28 protein-coding genes are annotated in these 26,389 nt (G+C 67.2%); 11 read left to right on the top strand and 17 right to left on the bottom strand.

Annotated elements, in window-relative coordinates; all coding sequences use genetic code 11:
- Positions 1-3 precede the first annotated feature (3 nt).
- Positions 4-1,248 (top strand): hypothetical protein, encoded by a 1,245-nt coding sequence (locus V9K99_RS04200; protein WP_337000936.1) that lies wholly within the window; start codon positions 4-6, stop codon positions 1,246-1,248.
- 296 nt (positions 1,249-1,544) lie between these two features.
- Here the strand turns inward: V9K99_RS04200 and V9K99_RS04195 are convergent, their stop codons facing one another.
- Positions 1,545-2,063 carry an ImmA/IrrE family metallo-endopeptidase gene (locus tag V9K99_RS04195; RefSeq protein WP_337000938.1) on the bottom strand — a complete coding sequence of 173 codons (519 nt, stop codon included), beginning with the start codon at positions 2,061-2,063 and terminating at the stop codon, positions 1,545-1,547.
- Positions 2,060-2,410 (bottom strand): helix-turn-helix transcriptional regulator, encoded by a 351-nt coding sequence (locus tag V9K99_RS42705; RefSeq protein ID WP_442914707.1) that lies wholly within the window; start codon positions 2,408-2,410, stop codon positions 2,060-2,062. The genes V9K99_RS04195 and V9K99_RS42705 overlap by 4 nt, the downstream gene beginning before the upstream one ends.
- A gap of 172 nt (positions 2,411-2,582) precedes the next feature.
- Here V9K99_RS42705 and V9K99_RS04190 point away from each other — a divergent pair, with 172 nt between their 5' ends.
- Together V9K99_RS04190 and V9K99_RS04185 are read left to right on the top strand one after the other, a co-directional pair.
- Complete coding sequence (locus tag V9K99_RS04190; RefSeq protein WP_337000939.1) at positions 2,583-2,747, top strand: hypothetical protein; 165 nt, start codon at positions 2,583-2,585, stop codon at positions 2,745-2,747.
- Positions 2,748-2,749: 2 nt separating this feature from the next.
- On the top strand, positions 2,750-2,971 hold the full coding sequence (locus V9K99_RS04185) for a DUF2188 domain-containing protein (protein ID WP_337000940.1): 222 nt from the start codon (positions 2,750-2,752) through the stop codon (positions 2,969-2,971).
- Positions 2,972-3,084: 113 nt separating this feature from the next.
- On the opposite strand, the gene V9K99_RS04180 is transcribed toward V9K99_RS04185, so the two are convergent.
- The gene (locus tag V9K99_RS04180; protein WP_337000942.1) at positions 3,085-5,148 is read right to left on the bottom strand and encodes a YhgE/Pip domain-containing protein; all 2,064 of its coding nucleotides are present in this window, start codon (positions 5,146-5,148) and stop codon (positions 3,085-3,087) included.
- Positions 5,145-5,837, bottom strand: coding sequence for a hypothetical protein (locus V9K99_RS04175; protein ID WP_337000944.1), 693 nt, complete (start codon positions 5,835-5,837; stop codon positions 5,145-5,147). The genes V9K99_RS04180 and V9K99_RS04175 overlap by 4 nt, the downstream gene beginning before the upstream one ends.
- A gap of 55 nt (positions 5,838-5,892) precedes the next feature.
- Here V9K99_RS04175 and V9K99_RS04170 point away from each other — a divergent pair, with 55 nt between their 5' ends.
- The gene (locus V9K99_RS04170) at positions 5,893-6,495 is read left to right on the top strand and encodes a TetR/AcrR family transcriptional regulator (RefSeq protein WP_337000946.1); all 603 of its coding nucleotides are present in this window, start codon (positions 5,893-5,895) and stop codon (positions 6,493-6,495) included.
- Here V9K99_RS04170 and V9K99_RS04165 read toward each other — a convergent pair.
- Both V9K99_RS04165 and V9K99_RS04160 read right to left on the bottom strand, forming a co-directional pair.
- The gene (locus V9K99_RS04165; RefSeq protein ID WP_337000947.1) at positions 6,492-8,123 is read right to left on the bottom strand and encodes a molybdopterin-dependent oxidoreductase; all 1,632 of its coding nucleotides are present in this window, start codon (positions 8,121-8,123) and stop codon (positions 6,492-6,494) included. The genes V9K99_RS04170 and V9K99_RS04165 overlap by 4 nt on opposite strands.
- A 92-nt stretch (positions 8,124-8,215) precedes the next feature.
- The gene (locus V9K99_RS04160) at positions 8,216-8,767 is read right to left on the bottom strand and encodes a MarR family winged helix-turn-helix transcriptional regulator (RefSeq protein ID WP_337000949.1); all 552 of its coding nucleotides are present in this window, start codon (positions 8,765-8,767) and stop codon (positions 8,216-8,218) included.
- Between the two features lie 205 nt (positions 8,768-8,972).
- Between V9K99_RS04160 and V9K99_RS04155 the strand changes: the two genes are divergently transcribed.
- From V9K99_RS04155 to V9K99_RS04145, 3 genes are all read left to right on the top strand, one after another.
- The gene (locus V9K99_RS04155) at positions 8,973-9,782 is read left to right on the top strand and encodes a hypothetical protein (protein ID WP_337000951.1); all 810 of its coding nucleotides are present in this window, start codon (positions 8,973-8,975) and stop codon (positions 9,780-9,782) included.
- 11 nt (positions 9,783-9,793) lie between these two features.
- On the top strand, positions 9,794-11,122 hold the full coding sequence (locus tag V9K99_RS04150; protein WP_337000953.1) for a type IV secretion system protein: 1,329 nt from the start codon (positions 9,794-9,796) through the stop codon (positions 11,120-11,122).
- A 109-nt stretch (positions 11,123-11,231) separates the two neighbouring features.
- Positions 11,232-12,029, top strand: a complete 798-nt coding sequence (locus V9K99_RS04145) for a metallophosphoesterase family protein (RefSeq protein ID WP_337000955.1) — start codon at positions 11,232-11,234, stop codon at positions 12,027-12,029.
- A 125-nt stretch (positions 12,030-12,154) separates the two neighbouring features.
- Here V9K99_RS04145 and V9K99_RS04140 read toward each other — a convergent pair whose 3' ends face one another.
- Positions 12,155-12,811 carry a GNAT family N-acetyltransferase gene (locus tag V9K99_RS04140; RefSeq protein WP_337000957.1) on the bottom strand — a complete coding sequence of 219 codons (657 nt, stop codon included), beginning with the start codon at positions 12,809-12,811 and terminating at the stop codon, positions 12,155-12,157.
- A 61-nt stretch (positions 12,812-12,872) separates the two neighbouring features.
- Here V9K99_RS04140 and V9K99_RS04135 point away from each other — a divergent pair, with 61 nt between their 5' ends.
- Complete coding sequence (locus V9K99_RS04135; RefSeq protein WP_337000959.1) at positions 12,873-13,799, top strand: hydroxymethylglutaryl-CoA lyase; 927 nt, start codon at positions 12,873-12,875, stop codon at positions 13,797-13,799.
- Between the two features lie 4 nt (positions 13,800-13,803).
- Here the strand turns inward: V9K99_RS04135 and V9K99_RS04130 are convergent, their stop codons facing one another.
- The 4 genes from V9K99_RS04130 to V9K99_RS04115 are packed head-to-tail and all read right to left on the bottom strand — an operon-like array spanning position 13,804 to position 16,455.
- Entirely contained in the window at positions 13,804-14,391 is a 588-nt protein-coding gene (locus V9K99_RS04130; RefSeq protein WP_337000960.1) for a hypothetical protein, read from the bottom strand.
- 51 nt (positions 14,392-14,442) lie between these two features.
- Positions 14,443-15,282: a helix-turn-helix transcriptional regulator gene (locus V9K99_RS04125; RefSeq protein WP_337000962.1), complete on the bottom strand. Its 840-nt coding sequence runs from the start codon at positions 15,280-15,282 to the stop codon at positions 14,443-14,445.
- 35 nt (positions 15,283-15,317) lie between these two features.
- The gene (locus V9K99_RS04120; RefSeq protein WP_337000964.1) at positions 15,318-15,704 is read right to left on the bottom strand and encodes a VOC family protein; all 387 of its coding nucleotides are present in this window, start codon (positions 15,702-15,704) and stop codon (positions 15,318-15,320) included.
- A gap of 55 nt (positions 15,705-15,759) precedes the next feature.
- Entirely contained in the window at positions 15,760-16,455 is a 696-nt protein-coding gene (locus tag V9K99_RS04115; RefSeq protein ID WP_337000966.1) for an EcsC family protein, read from the bottom strand.
- A 199-nt stretch (positions 16,456-16,654) separates the two neighbouring features.
- Here V9K99_RS04115 and aat point away from each other — a divergent pair, with 199 nt between their 5' ends.
- Positions 16,655-17,320, top strand: coding sequence for a leucyl/phenylalanyl-tRNA--protein transferase (gene aat, locus V9K99_RS04110; protein WP_337000968.1), 666 nt, complete (start codon positions 16,655-16,657; stop codon positions 17,318-17,320).
- Here aat and V9K99_RS04105 read toward each other — a convergent pair.
- Positions 17,317-18,033, bottom strand: a complete 717-nt coding sequence (locus tag V9K99_RS04105) for a TetR/AcrR family transcriptional regulator (protein ID WP_337000970.1) — start codon at positions 18,031-18,033, stop codon at positions 17,317-17,319. The two genes, aat and V9K99_RS04105, sit on opposite strands and share 4 nt — an antisense overlap.
- Before the next feature lie 112 nt (positions 18,034-18,145).
- Here V9K99_RS04105 and V9K99_RS04100 point away from each other — a divergent pair, with 112 nt between their 5' ends.
- Positions 18,146-18,619 carry a nitroreductase family deazaflavin-dependent oxidoreductase gene (locus V9K99_RS04100; protein WP_337000972.1) on the top strand — a complete coding sequence of 158 codons (474 nt, stop codon included), beginning with the start codon at positions 18,146-18,148 and terminating at the stop codon, positions 18,617-18,619.
- A gap of 168 nt (positions 18,620-18,787) precedes the next feature.
- Here V9K99_RS04100 and V9K99_RS04095 read toward each other — a convergent pair whose 3' ends face one another.
- Together V9K99_RS04095 and V9K99_RS04090 are read right to left on the bottom strand one after the other, a co-directional pair.
- Positions 18,788-20,581: an ABC transporter ATP-binding protein gene (locus tag V9K99_RS04095; protein WP_337000974.1), complete on the bottom strand. Its 1,794-nt coding sequence runs from the start codon at positions 20,579-20,581 to the stop codon at positions 18,788-18,790.
- Positions 20,568-22,499 carry an ABC transporter ATP-binding protein gene (locus tag V9K99_RS04090; protein ID WP_337000976.1) on the bottom strand — a complete coding sequence of 644 codons (1,932 nt, stop codon included), beginning with the start codon at positions 22,497-22,499 and terminating at the stop codon, positions 20,568-20,570. Before V9K99_RS04090 ends, V9K99_RS04095 begins: the two co-directional genes overlap by 14 nt.
- 81 nt (positions 22,500-22,580) lie before the next feature.
- On the opposite strand from V9K99_RS04090, the gene V9K99_RS04085 reads away from it, so the two are divergent.
- Entirely contained in the window at positions 22,581-23,654 is a 1,074-nt protein-coding gene (locus tag V9K99_RS04085) for an adenosine deaminase (protein ID WP_337000978.1), read from the top strand.
- A gap of 80 nt (positions 23,655-23,734) precedes the next feature.
- Here V9K99_RS04085 and V9K99_RS04080 read toward each other — a convergent pair whose 3' ends face one another.
- From V9K99_RS04080 to V9K99_RS04070, 3 genes are all read right to left on the bottom strand, one after another.
- Positions 23,735-24,538 carry an ABC transporter permease gene (locus tag V9K99_RS04080; RefSeq protein WP_337000980.1) on the bottom strand — a complete coding sequence of 268 codons (804 nt, stop codon included), beginning with the start codon at positions 24,536-24,538 and terminating at the stop codon, positions 23,735-23,737.
- Positions 24,538-25,521: an ATP-binding cassette domain-containing protein gene (locus V9K99_RS04075; protein ID WP_337000982.1), complete on the bottom strand. Its 984-nt coding sequence runs from the start codon at positions 25,519-25,521 to the stop codon at positions 24,538-24,540. Before V9K99_RS04075 ends, V9K99_RS04080 begins: the two co-directional genes overlap by 1 nt.
- 148 nt (positions 25,522-25,669) lie before the next feature.
- A complete protein-coding gene (locus tag V9K99_RS04070; RefSeq protein ID WP_337000984.1) occupies positions 25,670-26,365 on the bottom strand; it encodes a PadR family transcriptional regulator in 696 nt (231 codons plus the stop codon).
- Positions 26,366-26,389: the final 24 nt, after the last annotated feature.

The raw sequence follows: 26,389 nt of genomic DNA, 5'->3' as shown, positions 1-26,389 counted from the left end.
TAAGTGAGCAGACTCCTCCTGGCCGCGACCTCTCTGGACGTCACGCCACCGCCCGGCCATCGGCTGGACGGGTACGCCGCCCGCACCGGCCCTGCGACCGGAACCGCAGACCCACTCCGCGCCACCCTGATCTGGCTCAGTACGGCGGACGACCCCGGTGTGCTGTGGCTGACCCTCGATGCGATTGCCGTCGGCAAAGACCTCGTCGCCGAGCTGGCCGCCGCCGCGGGGTCTGCAGCGGGCATCCCGCCCGAGCACGTGGTGGTGTCGGCGTCACACACCCACTCCGGGCCGTCCGGGTGGAGCGGTGAGATCCACCCGGTCATCCCGGCCGAGCGCGAACCCGCTCTGTACGAGACACTGGTCGGAGCAGTCGCCAATGCCTCGCTACCGCGCCGCCCGGTCACGGCGTCCTGGCGTTCGGTCGAGGTGATCGGCGTCGGGACGAACCGGCATCGCAAGAACGGTCCGCACGACAACACGGCCGGAGTCCTGGCAATGCACTCGCCGGACGGATCGCTGGAGGCGGTGCTGTTCGACTTCGCCTGCCACCCGACGACCTACGGCCCGGAGAACCTGCAGTGGTCCGCCGACTGGCCGGGTGCCGCCCGGGCCGCGCTGGCGCCCGCAGTGGTCGGCTATCTCCAGGGCGCAGCGGGTGACGTGAGTCCACGGTTCACCCGCCAGGGCCGTGGTGCCGCGGAGGTTGCCCGGTTGGGCGGTCTGCTCGCGTGCCGGGTCCGCGAGGCGCTGGCCGGCCCAGGACTCGAGCTACCACAGTCAGCACCGGCTATCCGCCGTACGACGATCAACCTCGCTGTCCGGAACATCCCAGAAGTCGAGGAAGCAGCGGTCACTGTCGCGGCGGCGGCGAGCGCTGTCAGTGGCGGCGTCGACGACCCGTCGATGCGGATCGCGCAGACGCGGCTCGACGGGGCGCGAGGCCAGGCATTGATGGCGAAGGCTTTGCTACCGGAGGTACTGGAGTTGCCGGTCAGCGTGGTGACCTTGGGCGACGTGTGCTGGGTCAATCTGCCGGTCGAGCTGTTCGCCCTGCACGGCGCCTGTCTGCAGGCCGACAGCACGCACCCGATCACCCGGGTGGTCGGCTACACGGACGGGTACTACGGCTACATCGTCGACCCGTCCGCCGCCGAGTCCGGCGCCTACGAAGCCCTCATCACCTTCTTCGACCAGCCCACCACCAACCGCCTCCTCACCGAAACCGCCACCTTCATGAACAACTAGAGCGCGAGTCGCCGGGTCGCTAAGCGTCTTTCGCCTAGGTCCACGCGGACAATCTTCGGGAATTAGCTAAATTCATCCTTGGTAAGCATGAAATACTGCAGGCCCAGGACTGAGCACGTCGAGTGTGTTGCGCGGGTATATCGCAAAGTCCTCCCTGCGGTAGTTCGCAGCAGTATCGGTCCAAAGCACATGAGCCCGGGGTCTGCTGGCGACGGTTGTGACTTGCCCGTGCGGTCACTTCAGATCGTTATCGGCATGCACGTATCTACCGACAACGCACGGTTTTCAGACTCCGGTCAATTGGACAGGATGCCGATATTAATAAGGCGCCATCCCATTGCGTCGCTACTCACGTCGAAGTCGCGGGCGAGGGCGGAGATGAGTTCTTCGCGCGAATTGATTCCAGTCTCTAAGTGCTGGCCAACAAATCGGGGTAGGATAGCTCGAGGCATCAGAAGTTCTGCGGCGAACTGGTTAGCTTCGATCTCTTCGAGACTTGTGGCCTGACTTGAAATGTCATCGCGCTTGTTGATCATCACCGACTGATCGATGATCAGCGGTCTCCCTGTGTGCAGGCGCCAATGGCCGAGCTCGTGTGCGATGGTGAATCGCTGTCGCTTCGGCGAGTTGCGGCTGTTTACGCCGATGATCATTCTGGTGGCATCGCGCAAAAGGAAGCCAGATTCGCTCCATTCGGCCGCCGATCGAACAATCTGGATCCCGTTAGCTGAGGCGATATGCTCGACCGGAACTGGAGGTTGATGAATTTCAAAAACCTTCAGAAGTGCGATTGCCGATTCGGTTGCCCTCGTCACGGTCCCACCCCGCCTGCGCGTCGAACAATGCTGTTCACGAAATCCTGCGCCGATTCCGCCTGTCCGTTTAGGTCTAGGTCGTCTGCTTGCGAGACATCGATTCTTTCGACATCCGCCACAGATGGAAGTAAGGCGTCGATCGAACTCTCCAACGATCGCGCGATTAGTGCGACGATATGAATTGGCGCTCGTTGACGACCAGCCTCTATGTTGGCGATCGACGAGCGAGTGAGACCGACTGCGCTTGCGAGGTCGTACTGGTTCCAGCCGTGAAGTTTGCGGGCATGCCGAATTCGGCTGCCGGCCTCCAGGTAGAAGCGTCTAGTCGAGTCCTCAGTCCAGTCCACAGACCCTCCGTTTCTGCTTGCGTTCCCCGACTGTAGTCGGGCATGTTTGTCTTACAAACATCGACACGCCGATCCTGTGCTGTTGGTTGACATCACCGGCGCGCTGACTCATAGTCGTCAATTGACACATCGATCGGCGGTGCGTCAGCGTTACAAACCATCGGAGGTCTGAATGGCCAAGAACACCGGCCGTGGCTACAGGGTCGGAGCTGTGCGCAGCCGCAGCCAGACGCATAACCCCAAGACGAACACGTGGGTGAAGCGTGGGCCCAAGGGTCAGTTCGTCGACTGCAAGAGTGACAGCAAGCCCTTCAAGGGCATCTCCAAGGAGCGATGAGCATGGCACGGAAGCGTTACTGGGTTGTCCCGAACAGTGGAAACTGGGACGTCAAACATCAAGGTCAGGTGCTGTCACATCACTACCTCAAGTCTGCCGCGGTGGAGGCGGGGACCAAGGTTGCGAAGGCCAACCAGCCGAGCCAACTGACTGTGATGAAGATGAACGGTCAGATCGAGTACGAGTACACGTACGGGGCCGATCCGTATCCCCCGCACGGGTGAGACGCCGTATGAGCCGAGACCGCGCCGCTGCAATCGGCGCGGTCTCGCGTTTGCAGGCTAGCTCTGCTGGTCAGCCTGACCTAGACCTGTGTGTATCCGCGCAGGTGTGTCGTCTAAAGAACCAGCTCCGGCTGCAGCTTCTTGGCGGGCCAGACGCGCTGTTTGCGGGCGGCGAGAGTGGATGCGGCGAGGGCGGCGAGGAACCAGGCGGCCAGGACCAGGAGGTCGCGGCCGAGGGATGCGCCGGGGCCGCCGTACATGAGGTGACGTACGCCGTCGATCGCGTAGCTCATCGGGAGCGCGTGGTGGAAGAAGTAGAGCGGCTCGGGGATCGTCTGCCACGGGAACGTGCCGCCGGCGCTGACCAGCTGGATCACCATCAGCACCAGCCCGAGGAACTTGCCGACGGCGCCGAGCCACGCGGACAGTGCGTGCAGGATCGCGACGAAGGTGAACGACGTCAGGATCAGGAAGCCGACTGTCAGCCACGGGTGCGCCGCGTCGATGCCAAGTCCGAGTGTCACCGCGGTGAACACCAGCGTCGCCTGGACAGCACCGAAGAGGGCAGGCGGCAGCCAACCACCGAGGGCGACCCGGAAGGGCGACTGCAGCGCGGCAAGCGCGCGTGGTGACAGTGGCCGGACCAGCAGGAACAGGACGTATGCCCCGATCCAGCAGGCCAGACTGAGGAAGAACGGAGCCAGACCGGCGCCGTAGCTGTCGGCAGTGGCCTGCGAGACGTTCTGGAGCGTCACGGGTGCGCCGAGGGTCTCGGCGACCGCCTTGCGCTGGTCGGCCGACGGGTTGGGGATCTGCTTGACGCCGTTGGCCAGTCCGGTGTGCAGCTGGGTCGCACCGGTCTTCAGCTGGGTGACTCCGGTGGCCATGCTGTTCACACCGGTGAGCAGCTGCCCTTGCCCGACGACAGCCTGCTTCTCACCAGTCGCGAGTTGCTGTGCGCCGGTCTGCAAGCTCGCCAAGCCGGTCTTGAGTTGGCCGGCTCCGGTGTCCAGTTGGTGCGCGCCATTTGCCGCCGTACTGATGCCGCTCGTCAGTGCAGGTGTCGCCTTGGCCAGTGCGGCTGCGCCGTTGGAGACCTTCCGGGCGCCGGTCGAGAGCTGGTCGAGCTGCTTGGAGGTCGACTGGATCTTGGTGTTCGCGCGTACGACGGGTGCGCGCAGCTTGGCCGTCTCGGCGAGCACCTGGTTGATCTGCGTCTGGGTGAATCCCTGGGCCTTGAGTCGCTGGGCCAGGCCGGCGTCGAGGGCGCTCAGGTCCTTCACCAGCGTGCTGGACGCGGTCGCGACCTGACGGCCGGCAGTGGCGACCTTCTCGTTGCCGTCGGCCACTTGGTCGGCTCCGGCAGCCAGAGCCTTGGTCTGCTTCGGCAGCGTCGCTGTCTTCTGCTTGAGGGTGCTCAGGCCGTTGTCCAGCTTGTTCGCGCCGGCAGCCAGCTCAGTGGCGCCTTCAGACGCGGTCGTGGCACCAGTCGCGAGCTTGGTCGCACCGGCGGAGAGCTGCTTCTGCGCGGTGTTGAGCTGAATCGCACCGGTCTGGAGCTTGGTCACACCGGTCGCCGCACTGGTGAGACCACTCTGGAGTTGAGCGGCGCCCGTGGCTGCCTGGCTGACCTGCGTGTGGATCGTGCTGTACCCGGCCAGCAGCTTGCTCGCCGCGGTCTCGCTCACCTGCGACGCGACCGTCTTGGTGACTTGGGCGACGACCTGGTTGGCGATGGTGTGCGCGATGTAGTTGTTGGCGTCGTTGGTGAGCAGCTCGAGGTTCGCCTGCCGGGGCGTGAACTCCGCACTCGACGCGAGGTCCGCGGAGAAGGACTTCGGCAGCACCAGAGCGAACTCGTACTTGCCGTCCGACACACCCGCGGTCGCCGCGGCCCGATCGACCTGATGCCAGTCGAAGCTCTTCGACTTCACCAGCTCCCCGGCCACCTGTGGTCCGACGTCCAGCTTCTCTCCGGTGGAGAGCGTCGTACCCGCGTCCTCCACCACGACCGCGGTGGGGATCTTGTCGAGTCGGCCGTAAGGGTCGTGGTTGGCGTAGAGGTACAGGCCGCCGTACAGGACCGGGACGAGGAGCAACGCCACCACGGCAAGCTTCGGCAACCGTCCTGCGGTCAACCGCCGCAGCTCACTCAGTGCCATCCGAACCGCGGTCACGCCTGCTGCTCCTCTACAAGTTCTTGTACTGCTTCGATCGGGGCGAGTGCTGGGACCTGCACAGGATCGGGCTGGTCGTTCGAGCAGAGCTGGGCGGCCGGTACGCCGAGCAGCCTTGCCGACGCGTCTGCGCAGGTGATGATCACGCCGTACCCACGGGACGCCAGGTCGCGGCCGACCGCGTACCACTCGTGGGGATCCCCACCGTGCCGGTCCGGCATGGTCAGGACGACGACCTTGACGTCAGACCTCGCTGCAGTGAGCTCGGCGAGCACTCTGGTCCGTGCTGCAACCGGTAAGTGCTCGAACCGCTTGCCGGCGTGCTCAGCCCCCTCATGCTCGTCCAGCCACTCCAACACTGCCTTGCGACCAGCCTTGCGTCCCGCAATCGCCAACTCCTCGCCGACGACTGTCTGGACCGGCAGGGCGTCGTCCGGCTCGGTGATACCGGGTGTGTCGACCACAGCGACCTGTCGGCGAAGCAGTGCGGGGTCTGCCTTCCCGTCCAGCCGCACCTGACCGGTGTCAGGGCGAAGACGACCGGACAGGCCGAGTGAGGCCGCGACGTGGCCAGGACCGGGATAGCCCGTAAGCAACACCAGTTGGTGATCAGCGACCCGCACCGATGTGGGGTCCAGCATTTGCGCGTGTGGTCCGCGCACGCTGATCCCGGTGGCCTCGAGCTTCATCCCAGTCCCCGTTCAATACGGTTGTGTATTCAATACAGAACTGTATCCTACTGCTATGGAACCGCCCAAGCGCCGCCGCTCCAACACCCGGGCCCGCCTGCTCGAAGGCGCCCTCGACGTCTTTGCCGAACGCGGGTTCCACGGCGCGTCGGTGGAGGACATCTGCGACCGCGCCGGGTTCACCCGTGGCGCGTTCTACTCCAACTTCGGCTCCAAGGACGAGTTGGTGCTGGCGCTGTTCCAGGCGACCACGGACCGCCTGCTCGAGCAGATCGCCGCGCTACTGCCGGAGTTGGCGAATCAGCCGGTGACACTGCTGGACGCCGTACTCGGGCTTCTCGACGAGGCCGCGCCGGACCAGCGGCGGTGGCATCTGATCTCCACCGAGTTCACCTTGCACGCGCTGCGCAATCCGGAGGCGGCGCGGGCGCTCAACCAGCAGCGGGCCATGTTCCGGTCTCGGCTGACTCATCTGGTCGAGGAGATCGGTCAGACCAGCGGACTGACCTTCAGCGTCCCGCCGGAACAGTTCGTCCGGATGGTGATCGCCCTGCACGAGGGGGCGCGATCACAGAGTCTGCTGGAGCCCAGGAAGGTCCCAGCCGGCTCGCTCGAACACACCTTCCTGCCGATGGTGCTGTCTGCGGTGACGAGCTAGCCGACCTTCACATCGACCGAGTGCAGTCCGGTCGAGCCGTTCGGGGCCGGCGGCGCGGAAGCCTCGATCTGTGGGTTGCCTTTCGCATCAAACGCCCGTACCTGGAGAACGTGATTGCCCCGCGGCGCGTCCCAGGTCCAGTGCCACTGCCGCCAGGTGTCGATCGACGCGTCCGTCGCGAGTGTCGCCTGTTGCCAAGGGCCACCATCGACGCGCACCTCGACCTTCGACACCCCGACGTGCTGATCCCACGCCACCCCGGCCACGGTCACCTTGCCCGGTTCCGCCTTCGACCGCGGTACGTCGATCCGCGACGACAACTTGATCGGCCCGAGCTCCGACCACCCGCGCGGCGTCCAGTACGCCTCGAACCGGTCGAACCGCGTCACCTCGATGTCCGTCAGCCACTTGGTCGCCGACACGTACCCATACAGCCCCGGTACGACGATCCGCACCGGGAAACCGTGTTCGACCGGCAGCGGCTGACCGTTCATCGCGAACGCGAGCATCGCCTGCCGGTCGTCGAGCAGCGTGCTCAGCGGCGTACCGGCGGTGAATCCGTCCTTCGACGTCGACTGGATCGCATCGGCATCCTTGGCCGGCCCGGCCTCGCCGAGGAGGTCCTTGAGGAGCACACCGGACCACAGCGCGTTGCCGATCAGGTCGCCGCCGACCTCGTTGCTGACACAGGTGAGGGTGACCCACTTGTGGATGACCTGACGCTTCAGCAGGTCGTCGAAGGTCAGGTTGATCTCCCGCTCGACCATGCCGTGGATGCGCAGTTTCCAGTCCGAGGGCAGGATCTGCGGCACCGAGAGCGCGGTGTCGATGCGGTAGAAGTCGTCGTTCGACGTGACCCATGACGTCGCACCGTCGGCCTGGACACCGGCCGGCGGATCCAGCGTCGGCGGTTTCGGCAGGTCGAGCGCCGCGCGGGCATCGGCGACGGCGGCGCGATTGCCGCCGACTACCCGTCCGAGTGCGCCGATCGCTGCGGACCCGATCGCGACCCCGGCCGACAGCTGCAGGAATCCCCGTCGGCTGACGCCGTCGTCAGGGAAGTCGATGAGCGGCTCGAGTCGGCGAGCGAACAGTCTGAGGACGAGCAGGGCCGTGATCCCGGCGACTGCTGACGGGACGAAGCCCGTCTGGCCGCTGTCGGGTCTGGTCGCGGCCGCGGCGACTGCGAGTCCGGCCAGCACGACGGTGACGAGTGCGCCGGCCCAATAGCGTCGTACTGCGAGAACTCCGCCGGCTGCGGCGAGCAGGAGCAGGACGGTGAGGATCCCGACGCGCAATGCGTCCTTGTCGTTCGTGCCGAACCAGGCGATCGCCAGATCCTTCAGCCAGGGCGGCACTCGGTCGATGAACGCCGAACCGATCGCAACCACTGGGGTCTGCCGGGTGCCGAGCAGGCCGGCGACCACACTTCCGGCCGCCAACCCGGCCAACGCCGCCAGTGCTCCACCAACAGCACCCCGCCACCAGGTCGGGTCCCGTCGAGCTCGGCTGTCGCCGTGCCCACCGTCGTCCCCACTCGCGTCGTACCCGCTGCCTCCGCCGACGGCGTCGTACCCACGGTCGGGTTTGTCGCGGGTGGTTCCGGGGACCTGATCGGCTTGGTTCACCTCTCAACGATTACGCGGCGGGGCGCTCGACACCAGCCGAGCGCCCCATCCGTTAGTCGCGGGTAATGCAGAGTGTTCAGTTGTCGGTTGATTCAGATCCGGTCGGACGTGATCGGGCCCAGGTTCGGCCGGCCGTTCGGCCAGCGGCGAGCGTTGTCGCGAACCCGGCGAAGCTTGCCGAGTACGACCTCCCGCTCGTCGGCCAGCTGCGACATCCACAGGCTGTCGATCTCCAGGAGGTGATCCGGCAGTGCTTCGCGCAGCCGCCGCTTCCCCTCCTCGGTGAGTACTGCGAACGAACCGCGGGCATCGTCGGGACAGGGTTCCCGGCGAACCAGACCGAGGTTCTCGGCGCGGTCGACCAGCCGGGTGATGCCGCCGGTGGTGACGGTCAACTCCCGGGCGAGGGACGTAAGACGCTGTTTCTCGCCGTGGCTGCGGGCCAGCCGCAGCAACAGCTCGAACATTGCCATTTGCAGACCACTGCGCTTGAGGGAATGACGCATCAGGTGATCGAGTTCGGCCGCTGCTTCACGCAGCAGTCCGTACGCGCTGATCACGTCGCTTTCCCAGGGTTCGGCGGCGCGAGTGGGTTCTGCATCGGCGAGCGCTAGGGGCGAGCAAAGCGAAGGCGCGATGGTCATGCGCGGACTCTATTAGCTGACTAGGTCACTTCGCTACACGGGGTGACCTTTCGGCTACAGATCGACCTCCAACTGCAAGGCTCCTGAGCGTAACGCGACCCTTCCCGAGGGTCATTCGGGGGTCCTGTGGATAACTTCCGCGGCGGTCGGGCGATTTTTGCCAGCCTTGGTCCGTGAGTTTTCCACCGACGGATCGGGGAGCGCGATGAACGAGAACGAGGACCAATCACCCGTCGGCCGCGGCTTCATCGCCGCGTCCATCGTCATCGGCGCAGTCCTGCTCTGCGGCGCCCTCCTCCTGATCACCGGCCTCACCTCGGACCCGGCCGACGCCTCTGCCGGTACGGCGACCAGCGAACCGGCCCAGACCACTACCGGCTCGAGTGCTGCTGCGACTCCGGCCACCGAGTCCGGCCCTGGTCAACCAGCCACCCCGGCCACCGAATCCACCCCAGCCGCGACAGGTCAACTGGCTGGCAGCGGGTGCGCTCTCCCCGCCGGCGACCAGACCATCCCCACCAAGCCCCCGTCCGTCGACACCTGGGACGTCAGCCGCCGAGTCGTCGTACCTCGCTCAACCACGAACGGCCCGGCCAAGACCGACCCCGACGGCTTCCGCCACTGCTTCGCCCAGTCACCCACTGGCGCCGTCTACGCCGCCTACAACGTCATCGCGGCAATCGCCGACCAGCAGAAGGTCATCCCCACCGCCCGAAAGCTCATGCTCCCGGGCTCCGCCACAGACGCCCTGATCCGTGACCTGAGCAACGACGAGCCATCCACCAATTCGTCCACCACCCAGGTAGCCGGCTACCGAGTCCTGGACGCCGACCGATCCCGCGCCACCGTGATGCTCGCGTTCCCCGTCGAGTCGGCGTACATGAGCGCCACCCTGACCCTCGTCTGGTACGACGGCGACTGGCGTCTCCAACCCCCACCCCCCGGCGAACCAGTGGGCGGCCCCTTCGCCCAACACCGAGACCTCTCCGACTTCGTCCCCTGGAGCGGTGTCTGATGTGCGGACCGATGGACATCGAGTGTCACGTCCGGCAAAGCTTCCTGTCGGTCGCGTCGGCGGGTTTCGAGCGACTGCGCACGGAGGCCAACGCCGCGGCGCTGGACGGCCTGCACTCGCTCGCCACGTTCTGGCTCAAGGTCGACAGCCCGACCATCGCCACCAGTAGCGGTGACAACTGGACGAACACCGTGCCGGTCGGATTCATGCAGCAGAATGTGCTCGGCGTCGCCGCGATGATCTTCACCGTCGCGATCCTGATCGCCGGTATCCGGATGGCCTGGGAGCAGCGCGCCAAACCGCTCCAAGAGCTGCTCAAGGCAACCATGTTGTTCGTGCTCGTCTGCGGCGCCGGTACGGCGACCATGCAGCTGCTGACCAGTTGGTCCGACAAGTTCGCGGTCTACATGGTGACCGCCGCGTCCTGTCCCCCCGATACGGCGCCGGAGGATGTGTCCGCGGCGAACTGCTCGGTGCAGAACGCGCTCACCGGCCTGGTGCAGCAGGGCGGCGTCGGTGACTCGCTGACCAAGGACCTGCCGATCTTCCTGGTCCTGAGCATCAGCGGCACCGTGCTCTGCGCCTCGCTCATCCAAGTCGTCCTGATGCTCATCCGGTCGGCGATGCTGGTCCTGCTGGCCGGCACGTTGCCGCTCGCCGTGGCGGCGACGAACACCGAGGTCGGCCGGGCGTGGTTCAAGAAGTACTGCGGCTGGGCGCTCGCATTCATCGCCTACAAACCGGCTGCGGCACTCGTGTATGCGGCCGCGATCAAGATGAACCAGCAGAGCATGCTCTCGTCCGGCAACGACCTCGTCCAGGCCATGACCGGCGTCATGATGCTGATGCTCGCCGTCTTCGCGCTGCCGGCGCTGCTGCGGCTCGCCGTACCGGTCACCGCGGCCGTCGCCGGCGGAAGCTCCGGGATGGGCAGTTCGGTCGCCGACCCCGGCGGTCTGGCCACCGGCGCCATCAGCGTCGGCCGCTCGGCGTTCGGCGGAGGGTCGTCCGGTGGTGGCGGCTCGTCGGGTGGTGGCGGTGGATCCTCGTCCGGTGGTGCATCCGCAACCGGAGCGAAGGCGGTCGGCGCTGCGGCCAGCCTGGGCCTGGGCGCTGCCGGTGTAGCGGTCAACGGTGCCCGAAAGGCCGCAGGTGGAGTAGGCGGCGCCGCAGCTCACTCAGCCGGCGAATCGGGAGGTGGCTCCATCACCCCAACCTCGTCGTCCGGCCCGATGGCCCGCGGCTCCTCGCGTGCACGTTCGCGAGGATCTCAGTCGACCTCCAGCCCTCCCGCACAAGGACGCGTTCCCGAGCCTGCCGGCCCCAGCGGCAGCCGCTAGGCGGCCCTCCACCGCTCGGTCAGGTTGCGGGTGCCGGATGGCAGCTTGTTCGGCCGGTCGAGCGACCAGGGCGAAACGCATTGTCGGTGGGGTGAGGCAGGGTGACAGCATGGTGGGTATGGGGTTGGAGCGGATCGCGTTGATTTCGGATGTGCACGGGAATCTGACCGCGTTGGAGGCGGTGCTGGCGGATATCGAGGGGCGGGGGATCGAGCGGATCTTCAACCTGGGTGACTATGTCGGGAAGGGGCCGCGCGGTGAGGCGGTGGTGGATCGGTGCCAGGAACTGTGTGAGGTGAACATCCTCGGCAACTGGGACGACTTCCTGCCGAACCCGGATCGCTCGTACGACAGCGAAGCTCTGCGCTGGTGGAAGAAGGAACTGCGCGAGGACCAGTGGACCTGGTTGCGTGCGCTCCCGTTCTGCCACGACTTCCTGTTCAGCGGCCGGCAGATCCGCCTGTTCCACGCGTCGTCGACGAGTGTTCACAAGCGAGTGCGGTTCGACCACGACGAGGCCGAGTACGTCGGCATGTTCGCGAACACCGAGGCCACCGGCGACGGCCCGATCCCGACCGTGGTCGGGTACGCCGACACCCACGACCCGTTCTACGAGGTCGACCTCGGACGCACGCTGTTCAACATCGGCTCGGTCGGCAACAGCCTGGACGACCCGACTCCCGTGTACGCGATCCTCGAAGGCGTCCCGGACTCACCCGATCCGGCGCCGTTCTCGATCCAGTTCGTCCGCGTCCCGTACGACGCCCACGCCGAGCTCGAGATCGCCCGCGAACTCGGCATGCCCGAACTCGACGGCTACGAAGCCGAAATCATCCACGGCCTCTACCGCGGCAACCACTACGCAGGAGAACCGCACAGGTACCACCGCCGCGTCCGCACGTCCTGAGCCGGCAGGCAAACCTTGGGTGAACAGACCGCCTCATCCATCGAACTTCGGGGCTACGGGCAACTATCCCCAGGTTATCCACAGCTGTGGATGTTCATGACCGATTTAGGTGCTTGAGGCAACGACTAGCTGCTCGGGCTTCGGACCAACAGGGCTTCGGAGCCGACGGGTTGGTAGCCGGCGGCGAGGAAGGCGCGGAAGGACGCGGCGTTGCCGGGCGTGACCTGTGCCCAGATGTGCGCGTCCGGCGGGATCAGTGCGCGGGCGGCCTGGGCGAGACGGCGGCCGTGGCCCTTGCCGCGGGAGTCGTCGGGTACTTCGATCGCGCACTCGATGCGATCCGCCAACCCTCGCCCGGTCAGCACGAGGCCGCCGTACTGGTCGACGTACACCCGGACCTCGTCGCGGTATCGCCGCGCCCGTTCGACCCGTGGGTGGTCGTGATCGGTCAGTTCGGTGAGGCCGGTGGTCGCCGCGTCGCGTTCGGCCGGGTCGGTCAGGGCTGGGGCGAGCAGCATCGCGTCGATCGCGTTCACCCGTCGGCCGGTGACTTCCTCCAGAGCCGAGAGGAACGGCGGGTTCGTCGGGGCGGACAGATCGCCCGGCGGTATCCGGTCGGCGATCCAGGCCGGGTCGACGTCCGCGGCGATCACGATGTGACCGGTGAACGCGACCACGCACGCCTCGCGTGGCGACGGCGCCGAGAGGGCAGTGAGGCCGAGGTCCGGGGCGGGGAAGACCCCGCGTTCGACCCCACGCAGAATGTCAGCAAGAGTGGTCATCACGAGCCATTGTGAAGGAGACCCCTGTCCGGCTCGTCGACACGCGACGGAGGCGACACACATGCGGAAGCCGCAGCTGGTCAGGACCGACGGGCTGCCCGAGCGGGTGACGATCTACGAGGTCGGCCCGCGCGACGGGTTGCAGAACGAGTCGGCGATCGTCGACGTCGCGGTCAAGGCCGAGTTCATCCACCGGCTGGTCGATGCCGGGTTGACGACGGTCGAGACGACGAGTTTCGTTCACCCGAAATGGGTACCGCAGCTCGCCGACGCCGCCGAACTCCTCGCCGCGCTCGACCTCCCGGACGCCGTCCGGGCGCCCGTCCTGGTGCCGAACGAACGCGGCCTCGACCGCGCCCTGGCCGCGAACGTCGCTGAGATCGCGATCTTCGCCAGCGCGACCGAGACGTTCGCCGCGAAGAACCTGAACTCCACGCTGGACGAGCAGTTCGCGATGTTCACCCCGACGATCCAGCGGGCGCTGGGCGAAGGGCTTGCGGTCCGCGGGTACGTGTCGATGTGTTACGGCGACCCGTGGGAGGGCGACGTACCGATCGACCAAGTCGTCAAGGTCGGCGCGCGCCTGGTCGACCTCGGCTGCCACGAACTCTCCCTCGGCGACACGATCGGCGTCGCGACACCGGGCCAGGTGACGTCGTTGATCGCGGCCTTCGCTACCGCCGGAGTCGGTGTGGACAAACTGGCCGTCCACTTCCACGACACCTACGGCCAGGCCCTCGCCAACACCCTCACCGCGCTGCGTGAGGGCGTCACCACCGTCGACAGCTCAGCCGGCGGCCTCGGCGGTTGCCCGTACGCCGAAAGCGCCACCGGCAACCTCGCCACCGAAGACCTCCTCTGGCAACTCGACGGCCTAGGCATCCAAACCGGCGTAGACCTGGAGAAGCTGGTCGCCACCAGTGTCTGGATGGCAGGCCAACTCAACAAGCCCTCCGCCAGCCGGGTGGTCCAAGCCCTCGCCGGCTGACCCGCTAGCTGTCGTAGTGCTCGAGGATCACGCGGGCGTCTCGGCGGATCGAGGGCTCGGGATCGGCCTCGGCGGTCGTCTCCAGCAGGTCGCGGCTTTTGTCCCAGCGCGAGTACGACGTGGCCCACACGCCGGCCGACCGGACTTCGGCGTCATGACTCCGGATCGCCGTACGCACGACCTTGTAGAACTTCCGGTCGAACGATTGCGGTGCGCCCATGCCGGCACGCAGTACGGCGGCGGCGACCTCAGCCGGACCTCGTGCGTCGTTGACGGCTGCCAGCAGCTCCTTGAGCGTCCAGGGATGCACGCCCTGCTCGATGGACTCGACGATGCCCTTCACGTCGTCGGCCGGCGTCCCGGTCAGCGCGAACACGGAGCATTGTGAGCGGGTGTCGACGGCGTACTGCAGCGCGATCGTCGGCGTGATCCACCAGAGCACGTCCCGCACGATGCCGAGCGGGATGTCTTCCGACTCGTCCCGGATGAGCTCGAATCGGCCTTCGGCGGCGAACTCGAACACCTCCTCCTCCGAGCCCCAGTCCTTCAGGACCAATCGCCGCGACGTGTACGACCCGCCGTGGTCACTCACCGCTCGTTCCTTCCAGCCGACGAAAAGCCGTCAGCCAACCACACCGGGGTGTCAGAGGTCGGCGGGTTCGAGGGTGCGGCGGGTCAAGGGGAGGCGGTCTCGGGTTTCTTGGGTGGCGGGGGTTTCGATGAAGAGGAGGAGGTCGGGGTTGGCCGGGACGGTCAGTTCGGTGAGGGTGAAGTGGAGGTCGCCCGCGATGGGGTGGCGGAGGTGGCGGGGACGTGGGGTGCAGGCGGCGACTTCGTGGCGGGACCAGAGGTGGGTGAACTCGGGGCTGAGCTTGCGTAGTCGCTCGAGGTCCGTCTCCCAATCAGGGTCGCCGACGTGTTCGCCGTACGACGATCGCAGCCTCGCGACCAGGTACGGCACTTCCTCGTCGTAGTTGACGAGTTGCTGCCGGGCGCGTGGCTCGGTGATGAGGCACCAGAGCAGGTTCTTGTGGATACAGGGCAGCGTGTGCCAGTCGTGGAAGAGATCGCTGAAGGCCTGGTTCGGCTGGACGATGTCGAACCTGGTGTTCGTGATCACCGCGGGCAGTGGGTCGAGTGCGGTGAGGATCTCGGCGAAGACCGCTTCGTTCGCGACGGCACTCGCGCGGGGCGGGCGCGCCGGGGTCGCCTCGGCCAGTCGGTAGAGGTGTTCGCGCTCGATCGAGCTGAGGCGCAGCGTGGTCGCGACGGCGTCGAGCACTTGGCCGCTGGCGTTGATCGGCCGGCCCTGCTCGAGCCAGGTGTACCAAGTGACGCCGACGCCCGCGAGCTGGGCGAGCTCCTCGCGGCGCAGTCCCGGCGTACGACGTCGTCCGCCGGCGGGCAGGCCGACGTCCTCGGGGGACACCCGGGCGCGGCGCGCCTTCAGGAATTCCCCGAGCTCAACCCGGCGATCACTCACGAACCCATCCTGAACGGCCCCACCGACAGTTCTTGTCAGCGGGACTCGGGCGGACCGGACGGGGTGCGCCAGGTGGTCAGGCAGAACGGGTGGCCGGCCGGGTCGAGGAAGACGCGGAATACGGATGGTTCCGGCTGTACGGCGGTGGGCGTGGCGCCGGCCGCGACGACGCGATCCTGTTCGGCGTCGAGATCGGCCGCGCTGAAATCGAGGTGACACTGCTGCGGGACGCGGGGATCCGGCCAGGTCGGGGCGCGGTAGTTGAGGTCGCGCTGGAAGCCGAGGCTGAAGGTCTCGAACCGCAGTTCCACGAAGTTCTCGTGGACGACGGCCAGATCCCCACCGGCGATGCGCTGATAGAACTCGGCCAGCTCCAGCGGCTCCGGGCAGTCCAGCGTCGGCCCCCAGAGCGGCGCTACCACGTCGCGCTCGCTGGGCGTCGTACGCCGGCTTCCGGGGTTGAACGTCGTACCGGGGTCACGGCTCGATCGGGCGGCGGATGCGGCGGACGAGACTCTTGTCGGCGTACTGACCGATCCGGTACGTCGACCAACCGTCGACGCCGCCGCCGACGACGCCACCGAGGAGCGGGACGCGGCGGGTGACCGTGATGGCCATCCGCTTGCCGCTGATCCGGGCGATCAGCTCCCCGACCACCTCAGTGGCGACCTGGCGATCCAGCTCCGGGTCGAAGACCGGTGCGGTCGCGATCGCCAGCGGTGACGTCGGCAGGCTCGCTTTCTTGAGCCGGTCGATCACGCCCTCCTCGCCGAGCAGGCACGTGATCACCGCGGTGCGGACGCGTGGATCGCCAAGGTCGTACCCGCGCAGGTGCGCGATCGCGGCGACCATCCGCGCCTGGACGATCGCGATGCCGGTCAGGTTCGCCGGCAATGCGACCGGGAGCGTGACGAGGCCGCCGATGTTCGTGACGAAACCTTGGACGCCGGCCAGCCGGATGTGCTGGTCGATCACCGCGTCGATCGCCAACTGCGCGTCACCGGACGATTTGGCCAGCTTCGAGTCGGCGACCTGCTCGGCGCCGGGGAACCGTTGGTAGCCGTCGATCGCGATCTCGAGAACCTGACGCAGCACACCCGCCGCAGCCTGGGGTGCTAACCGCTGCGCGGCGGGCGCGAGACTGCTCGCGACGAACCTGGCGACTCCGGCCACGGTGCTCCTCCCCGCCCTTCCCCGCGTCGGAGCCTGGGCGTGCTTCAACTCTACGTGCCTCCCGGAACGCCGCCACTCGGGAGAAACCCCGGGTGTCCCCGGACACCGCGGTCGACTCACGGTGGCTGCCGGTCGCCGGTACGGCGGAAGTCGGGTGGGCCGTCGTACCGCCTGAGCGGGCGTGGTCCAGGATGGTGGTGTGCCTGTCGAGCCAGCTGCTTCTGTGTGGGACTTTCCGCCGGTGGCGGTTGCCGGGGCGAGTGACATCGTCGCGGGTGGGGCGGATTTGCAGCCGGGGACCGTGCTGGCGGCGTACCGGCGTGGGCTCTTCCCGATGCCCGACCACCGCGGTTCGCTGCTCTGGTGGTCGCCGGTCGACCGCGGTGTGATCGAGGTCGCCGGGTACCGTCCGTCGCGGTCGATGCGGCGGGCGCGGAACAAGTTCGAGATCCGCGTGAACACGGCGTTCGACCAGGTCATCCGCGCCTGCGCCGATCCGCGCCGGCCCGGCTCGTGGATCGACCGGGGCATCATCGCGTCGTACACCGAACTCCACCGGCTCGGCTGGGTGCACTCCGTCGAGGCCTGGGACGGCGACGAACTCGCGGGCGGCCTGTACGGCGTTGCGATCGGCGGACTGTTCGCCGGGGAGTCGATGTTCCACCACAAGACCGACGGCTCGAAGGCGGCCGTCGCCGGGCTGATCGAGCTACTCGACGACGAGTACGCCGCCGAACGCGTCCTCGACATCCAATGGGTCACCGATCACCTGGCCACCCTCGGCGCCATCTCCATCCCCCGCGAGACCTACGTCCATCGCGTCGAACACGCCGTGACCCTTCCTCTTCCCAAAGCCTTCAGCTAGAACCCGACAGTCGCGTTCGAGCGCAGGCCGATGAAGGTGGCCATTTGCTTGCAGGCTTCGGCGAAGAAGTCGTCGGCGGGGTCCATCGTGCCGACCAGTTGGCCGAAGAGCTCGAAGCTGATCATCCCGAACAGCTGGGTCCACACGATCGCGACCCGTAGCAGCACCCTCCGCGGTACGCCGATCGCGAGCGCCGCAAGCACGTCCACCTGTTCGGCCAGCCGGCCGGTGGGCTCAGGAGCGTTGTCCAGCCGTGCGAGCCAGCCATGGGTGTTGGCCCGGGTGACGATCCCCAGCATGAGGATCGGCACCCGGCTTGCTGGCTCCACGGTCGTCTGGGGCGCCTTGTACCCGGTGACCGGCGAGCCGTAGATCAGCGCGTACTCCTGGGGGTTTGCCCGGGCCCAGTCCCGTACGGCGGCACATACGGCCAGCCAGATGTCGGACGGGTGCGCGTCGTCCTTGGCGGCGGCTGCCGACTCCGCGGCCGCGCCGAGAGCGTCGTACGCGTCGATGATCAGCGCGGTGAGGAGATCGTCGCGGCTGGGGAAGTAGCGGTAGAGGGCTGACGAGACCATGCCCATCTCCCGGGAGATCGCTCGCAGCGACAGCCGCTCGGCGCCTTCGGTCGCGAGTTGCCGCCGGGCGGCCGCCTTGATCTGGTCGGTCAGCTCGGCCCGGGCTCTCTCTCGTGCGGTGCGTCCGGCGTTCATGGAAGCAGTCTGCCACAAAACCGAGAGCAGTGCTCTTGACAGTGAGCAGTGCTCCCGTGTTCACTGATCACAACAGAGAGCACCGCTCTCGATTACGACGAAGGGTACGACGATGCCGGAGTACAAGCAGACCTACGACAACAAGCGCGTGATCACCGCCGGCGACGGCAGCATGCGGGTCTTCAACCGGATCGTCGCCCGCCTGACCAAGCTCGGCATCAGCATGATGGGCAGCCGCGTCCTCTCGGTCCGCGGCCGCAAGTCCGGCGACTGGCGCAGCACGCCGGTCAACCTCCTGGTCCTCGACGGCCAGCGGTACCTGGTCGCCCCGCGCGGCCACACCCAGTGGGTCCGCAACCTCCGCGTGAACCCCGAAGGCCGCCTCCAGTTGGGCCGCTCCATCGAGACCTTCCGCGCCGAAGAAGTCGCCGACGCCGACAAGGCCGACGTCCTCCGCCTCTACCTGAAGAAGTGGGCCTGGGAAGTAGGCACCTTCTTCAGCGGCGACGTCACCAAGGACTCCCCCACCGAAACCCTCGACCACATAGCCCCCGGCGTCCCCGTCTTCAAAATCCACACCGCCTAACCACCCAGGAGCCGTCCTACGACGCCATACGACGTGGCAGCCCGGCCGTCGCGACGGCAGTACCGCTCAGAACATGCAGGCCGGCCAAGCCCGGAGCATGCAGGCTGGCCGAGCCGGGAGGATGCAGGTCGGCGGTCCGGTGTGCAGGTCGGGCGGGCGTGGATTGGCTTAGTGGTAGGCGGCGGCTTGGATTCGGTATAGGTCGGCGTATTGGCCGTTGCGGGTCAGGAGGTCGTCATGTGTTCCTGTCTCGACTACGCGGGCGCCGTCCAGGACTACGATCAGGTCGGCCATTCGCACTGTCGAGAAGCGGTGTGAGACCAGGATTGTGATTCGGCCGTCTGCGCTGTCTCTGGCCGCGGCCGCGTAGCGCTCGAATAAGGCGTGCTCGGTTTCCGCGTCCAGCGCGGCGGTCGGCTCGTCGAGTACCAGGAGCAGTGGACGGTCGCGCATGAAGCCACGGGCGAGGGCCAGCTTCTGCCACTGCCCGAAGCTGATCTCGGCTCCACCCGGCCAGGTGGAACCGAGCTGGGTGTCCAGTCCAGTCTCGAGCCGCTCGACTACATCCTCCGCACCGGCGCGGCCGACGGCGGTGGCAACGGCCGGCTCGTCGTCCAGCCTTGGCAGGTCGCCGAGCCCGACGCTGTGGCTGGCCCGGAACTCGAACCGGAAGAAGTCCTGGAACGCCCCGGCGATCTTGCCCCGCCAGGCTTCGGCGGGTATCCGGCTCAGCGGCTGGCCATCAACCAGGACTCGGCCCTCGGTCGGCTCGTACAACGCGCAGATCAGCTTCACCAGGGTGGACTTGCCGGCGCCGTTCTCCCCGACGATGGCGATCACCCGGCCGGCCGGCAGGTGCAGATCGACGTTGTCGAGGGCCAGCCGATCGGATCCGGCATAGGCGAAGGAGACCTGCTCCAGCCGGATGCCGTCGGTGAGCCGTTCGGGTGCTGGGAGATCGGCGGTCGCCTCGAACGAGGCCGCGTAGTTCTCCAGCCAGACCAGTCGCCGCGATCCGTCGAGCCAGATCCCCCGCAAGAACCCGATCTCGCCGACCGTCGCCCCGATGTACGACGACAGCCGGGAGCCGGCGGCCAAGATCAGCAACACGTCACCCACCGAACCCTGCAGACCCGAAGCGACGAACAGCACGGCACCGACATACGCCGCGCCGAACACGGCCCATGCGGCGGAATGCCAAGCAGCGCTGGCCCATCGGACAGCGGCGATCGGGGCATACCAGCGCTCCCACTCGCGTCGACGCGACACCAGCAGATCCTGACCGATGCCGAGGACACGGACCTCCTTGCCAGGAGCAGGTGTCGTGGCGGTCTTGAACAGGTGGTCGGCCAGCCGGCTGTGGGGCGCGTACCGCTCTTCCGTCGCACGCTCGATGCCTGGCCGCCAGGTCGAGCTGAGAACGGTGGGCAACGCGAACACGACCAGCAGCGCGAGGGCCGGATGGATCGACATCAACAGGCCGACAGTCACCGCGAGCCGCAGGATCCAGCCGCAGGTGGAGAACAGCGACATGTACATGTGGTCGAGCACGAACACCTGTTTGCGCAGTACGGACAGGCGGTCCAGGTAGTCGCGGCGTTCGTGGTGTTCGACGGTGGCGACGGAAGCCTGCAGTCTGGCGACGTGTGCCTCGAGCATGATGGTCACGCGGTCCCGGAATCGCCGGGTGACCCGGGTGGAGAGTGTTCGCAGGACCCAGGTCGCCGTCACGGACAGCGCCAACCCGGCCGCGGCCAGCAGAGCGGCTCGCCGGTCACCGTTCAGGACAGCGTCGGCCAGCACTTTCAGCAACAACGCGAGCAACGCGTCCGGCAACGCGGCCAGCAGGGTCAACAAGAAGGCGACGGCCAGGAGTCCGGGCTCGTGCTGGTACCCCAGTCTGCAGAGCCGCCACATCGCCGGCAGTGCTCTGGGTAGGTCCTCGACGTCAGAGCGTGTCATAGCTCATCCCCTCTTCGTCGACCTCCGCGGTGAAGCGGCTGGCCTGCAGCTCGAACATCGTCCTGTATCGCCCGCCGAGCTCCATCAGTTCACCGTGGCTGCCGAGCTCTACCACCCGGCCGTTCTCCAGGACGCAGATCCGATCGGCGTGCCGGACCGTGGAGAAGCGATGCGAGATGAGGATCGTGGTGACGTCGCGGGTGGCGGTCAGGATCTTGTCGAAGATCGCCGCCTCACCTCGGACGTCCAGTTGGGCGGTCGGCTCGTCGAGCAGCACCAGTCCGGCGCCCTGGCGGACGGCGCACAAGGCCCGCGCCAGTGCCACGCGTTGCCACTGACCGCCGGACAGGTCGGTGCCGCCGTCATGTCCCGTGGCCAGGCGGGTATCCAGGCTCGCCAGGTCCGCGGCACCGGCGTCTGCGAGTGCGGCGACGATGTCCGCGTCCGGGGCGCCGGCCGGTGCGACGTTGTCTCGGAGTGGGAGTTCGAGCCGGAGGAAGTCCTGGAACACCGCCGCGACCCGGGTTCGCCATTCATCGACCTCGAGGTCGCGGAGGTCGTTCCCGTCGATCTCGATCGATCCGGCATCCGGGTCGTACAGCCGGCACAGCAGTTTGGCCAGGGTGGTCTTGCCGGCACCGTTCTGACCGACGACGGCCAAGGACGAGCCAGCCGGCACGGTCAGATCGAGGCCGTCGAACACCGGGTGCCCGGCGTGCGGATACCGGAAGCTCAGATCGCGGATCGTGATCCCAACCGCTCCCCGGCGCATCGCCGTACCACCGTCAGTTCTCCCGCCCTCCGGCGTTCCAACGTGAGCTCTCCGGTGCTCCGGCGTACCGGCGTGAGCTTCCCCGCCCGTCGGCGTACCAGGGTCAGCTTCCCGGGGATCCGGTGTACCGACTTCTACGTGTCGGGCGGGGGTGAGGGCGCCGGCTGGGGCCATAGCGGGTTGTAGTCGTTGGACGGCGACTACTGGTGCGGCGGCGCCGTCGAGGGCCCAGTTCAGGCCGCCGAAGGCGATCATGCTGACTCCGATCGCCACCTGGGCGAAGACCACCAGTCGATCGACCTCCAGGCGGCCGTCGATCGCCGCCGATCCGAGGGCCCAGAAGACGAGCCCGTTGGCTACGGCGACGATCAGCAGGCTCCAGATCATCGGCCGCTCGCGCAACCGCGTCGCCTGGTACTGCAGCTCGAACAGCCTGCGGCGCCGATCGGTGAACCGTGCCACGGTCCAGCCCGCGAGGCCGAACAACCGCAGCTCCTTCGCGGAGTCGGGCTCGACCGCCAGTTGGTAGGCATAGTCGGCGTGCCGTTGCGCCGACCGCACCTCGGCCGTGTTCCGGTCCTTCCAGACGCCACTCTCCCGCAGCAGCCAGTGCGTCGCGGTCCAGGCGCCGACGAGGAGCAACGGCGCCCACCAGTTGAACCCGAACAGCACGACCGCCGACGCGATACCGCCGAACAGCTCGACCAGGCCACCGGCGACGAAGTCGACGTTCATGTACATCGGTGGACCGGTCTGGCCGCGGTCGAACTCCCGGGCCACGGTCAGGTCCTCGCTGAGGTCCGGATCCTCCAGATGACCGATGCCCGGCGGTCCGACACAGGCTTCGGTGAGCTTGTCGTTGAGCCAGGCGGCGACCCGGCTGCCCAGGTTCGCGCTGACCGCCTGATGCAGCGGGGTGAGCACCTGGAGCAGAACGAAGGTCACTCCCATCAGGCTCAGCGGCCCGGCCAGCGCGGACCCGTGCTGCACCGCGCCGACCAGCCAGCCCATGGCGATCGCGAACACCGCAGGCAGGGCTCCGCGCGCCAGCAGGAGCAACCACCAGATCGTGGCCAGCACCGGATCAGCCCGGGGCAGAACCGCGAAGAACTGCCATTCCGGGCGACTGCGCAAGCGGGTCACCATCTCCACACCATGGCACTGTCCACCGACATTGATCTTGAACTTTTGCCGGATTCACGCACAGCCGACTGGCAGGATGGCGGCATGATCAGTCCCGAGCAGTTGAGTGCGGCACCCAAGGTCTTGTTGCATGACCATCTGGACGGCGGGTTGCGGCCGGGGACAGTGGTGGAACTGGCTCGGGAGATCGGGCACACGCTGCCGCGGACCGATGCCGGTGAGTTGGGCGCGTGGTTCGTGGAGTCGGCGGACTCGGGGTCGCTGGAGCGGTACCTGGAGACGTTCGATCACACGGTTGCGGTGATGCAGAACGCCGAGGCGATCAAGCGGGTGGCCAGTGAGTGCGTGCAGGATCTGGCCGCGGACGGGGTGGTGTACGCGGAGGTGCGGTACGCGCCCGAGCAGCACCTGACCGCCGGTCTGACGCTGGAGCAGGTCGTGGACGCGGTGCGGGAAGGGTTCGAGCACGGGATGGCGACCGCGGAGCGGCCGATCGTCGCCCGGCAGTTGCTGACCGCGATGCGGCACAAGGCCCGGTCGATGGAGATCGCGGAGCTCGCGGTGGCGTACCGCGATGCCGGGGTGGTCGGGTTCGACATCGCCGGCGCGGAGGCGGGGTACCCGCCCACCCGGCACCTGGACGCGTTCGAGTACCTGCAGCGCGAGAACGCTCACTTCACCATCCACGCCGGCGAGGCGTTCGGTCTGCCGTCGATCTGGCAGGCGATCCAGTGGTGCGGGGCGGATCGGCTCGGTCATGGGGTACGGATCATCGACGACATCACGTACGACGAAGCCGGCGAGAAGGCCGAGCTCGGCCGGCTGGCGGCGTACGTGCGGGACGCGCGGATCCCGCTGGAGATGTGCCCGAGCTCCAACCTGCAAACGGGCGCGGCGACGTCGATCGCCGAGCATCCGATCGGGCTGCTCGCCAAGCTGCGCTTCCGGGTCACGGTCAACACCGACAACCGCTTGATGAGTGGTACGTCGATGAGTCGTGAACTGGCCCTGCTCGCGGAGGCGTTCGGCTACACCCTGGCCGACTTCCGCTGGTTCGCCATCAACGCGATGAAGTCCGCGTTCCTCCCCTTCGACGAACGCCTGGCGATCATCGACAACACCATCAAGCCCTGGTACGCCGAAGCCCTCGCTGAATGAAAGCGGAATGGTGGGCTGCCTTGGTACGCCGAGGCCCTGGCTGACTGAACCAAGGGCTCAGCCGGCCAGGGCTCGGCGGGTCAGACAGAGCGTTGGTAGGTGCGGAAGGCTCGGGTGGAGAGCCAGGCGACCAGGAGGGTGAACGCCACGAGGTAGGCACCGTGGCGGGCGACCGATGACCAGTCCGGGTTGGCCGACAGGGCTTGGCGAGCGGTGATCGCGGCCCAGTCGACCGGGTTGAAGCGAGCCGCGACGTTGACCCAGTGCGGTGCCACCTTCGGGTCGATCATGATCGAGGACATGAAGGTCAGCGGCAGCGAGACGAACTGAGAGATCCCGATCAGGGCTTCCTGTTGGCGAGTCAGCAGCGCGACCGCGTTGGACAGCGACCCGAAAGCCGTGCCGACGAGCATGGACGCCGCGACCGTGATCGCGTAACCCGCCACGCCGCCGTCGTACCGCGCTCCCGCGGCCATCCCGATCGCGAACACGAGAAGCGTCTGGATCAGCGTGGTCGTCGCGTTGCTGATCAGTTGCCCGGCCATCAGCCCGCCGCGGCTGACCGGCGACGCGAGTAGGCGGTCCATCACGCCGCGCTCCATATCCGCGATGAACGTCGTACCGCTCCAGCCGCTGGTCATCAGCGCGGTCATCATCACGATGCCGGGCGTGAGGAAGGCGATGTACGACGAGTCGCCGAAGCCCGGGATGTTCACTACACCCTGGAACAGTTGCCCGAACAACAGTAGCCAGATCGCCGGCTGGATCAGCGTGAACGCGATCAACGCCGGTTGCCGGTACTGCGCTCGCAGCCAACGGCCCGTGATGAACAGAGTGTGCCCAGCAAATCCGGTACGACGCTGAGCAACGGCCAGTGTGGTCATCACGCAGCCTCCCCTTCAACCGAGCGGAACGACCGGCCCGTGTACCGCAGGTACACATCGTCCAGCGAGGGCCGCGAGACCGTCACCGCAGTGACCGGAATCGCCTTGTCCTCAAGGGTTCCCAGTACGGCGGGAACCGCGGTCGCACCGTGGTCGACCCGGGCCCGCAATGTGTTGCCTTCGACAACGATCTCGCCGACACCCGGCAACCCGCTCAGCAACACCCGCACGTTTCCGTCAGTGTCCGGCGACACCAGTTCGACGTGGACCGAGTCGCCGCGCAGCTCGGCCTTCAGCGCCTCCGGGGTGCCCTCGGCAACGATCTTGCCGTGGTCGACGATCGCCAACTGATCGGCCAGCCGGTCGGCCTCTTCCAGGTAATGCGTAGTGAGCAGCACGGTCAGGCCTTCCTGACCGGACAACCGGCCGACCTCGTTCCACAGATCGGCTCGTGCTTCCGGATCCAGACCGGTGGTCGGCTCGTCGAGGAACAGGACCTGCGGGCGGTGGACGAGGCCGAGGGCGACGTCGAGTTTGCGTTGCATCCCGCCGGAGTACGTCTTGACCTGGCGGCCGCCCGCATCGGTCAGGCCGAATCGCTCGAGTAGCTCGACGGCCCGTCGTACTGCTTCCACGCGGGTCAGGCCGTAGATGCGGCCGCTCAGGACGAGGTTCTCGACGCCGGTGGCCTGCGGGTCGGAGCTGGACTTCTGCGGCACGTAGCCGATGGAGCGTCGTACCTGGTCCTGTGAGCGGTTGACGTCGTACCCGGCCACTTGTGCCGTCCCGGAGTCGGCGCGGGAGAGGGTGGTGAGGATCTTGACGGTGGTGGACTTGCCGGCGCCGTTGGGGCCGAGCAGACCGAGTACGACGCCCTCCGGGACGCTGAAGGTCAGCCCGTCGAGGGCGCGGAGGGGTGGTTTCTTGCGGCCGGCCGGGTACGTCTTGACCAGGTCGACCGCTTCGAGGGCATGCGTAGCCATCAGGTGAACTCCCTTGTGGTGATGGGAGCCGGTCCGCTGCTGGCTATCCTGATGGTTGGGCCTTGGGTGCCAGGTCTTCGGACCGACTCGAGGAACTGCGGCCCTCGACCTCTGGTGTTGCCGCACCTGGGTCGGGGGCCGTTTCTGTCTAGGTCGCCTCCGGAGGGATCGCCTGCATCCAGGCGAAGTCCGTGCCGAAGTACTTGACCGGGTCTTTGAGTTGGTCGGCCGGGGTGATGCCCTCCTCCTCGTACAGCTTCCAGGCCTTGCGCCAGAACGCGGAGCCGTCCAGGGCGTCGGTGCGGATCTCCTCGGCCAGGTGGTGGATGTACGTCGACTCGGCCTTGAGCAACGCGAGCCGGAACTCCGACTCGACCCAGAAGAGGCGCGGGAACTCCATCGACGCCATCTGGTCGTGCGCGGCCGTGATCTCCTCGATCTCCGCGTCGACCGCCTTGAGTCGCTGCTCCAAGAGCTCGGCGACGCGGTCGGGCGGGAGGCCGGGGAGGTAGGCGAGGCCTGCCTCCAGCGGGTGGAATTCGCGGGTCGGCGTACCGATGAGCTCGGTGAGCCAGTCGGCGAACTCCTGCTGGCCGGTGTCGGTGATCTGGTAGATCGTGCGCTCGGGGCGGTTGCCTTCGCGAATGGTCTCCCGCGCCTCGATGAAGCCGTTCTTCTCCAGGGCGGTGACGACGGAGTAGAGCGAGCCGTAGTTGAGCTTGATGCTCTGGTCCTTGCCGCGGGATCTGAGCAGGGTCGAGATCTCGTACGGGTGCATCGGGCGCTCGCTCAGGCTCCCGAGTACGGCGAACGCGAGCGGATTGCTCACCTTGCGTCGCGCCATGACACCCTCCTCGATCTCTAATAC

The organism is Kribbella sp. CCNWLW201 (assembly GCF_037203805.1).
In the GTDB taxonomy this organism is placed as follows: Bacteria; Actinomycetota; Actinomycetes; order Propionibacteriales; family Kribbellaceae; genus Kribbella.
Note: the sequence above shows the minus strand (reverse complement) of the source record. Positions and strands in the feature narration are given on the sequence as shown.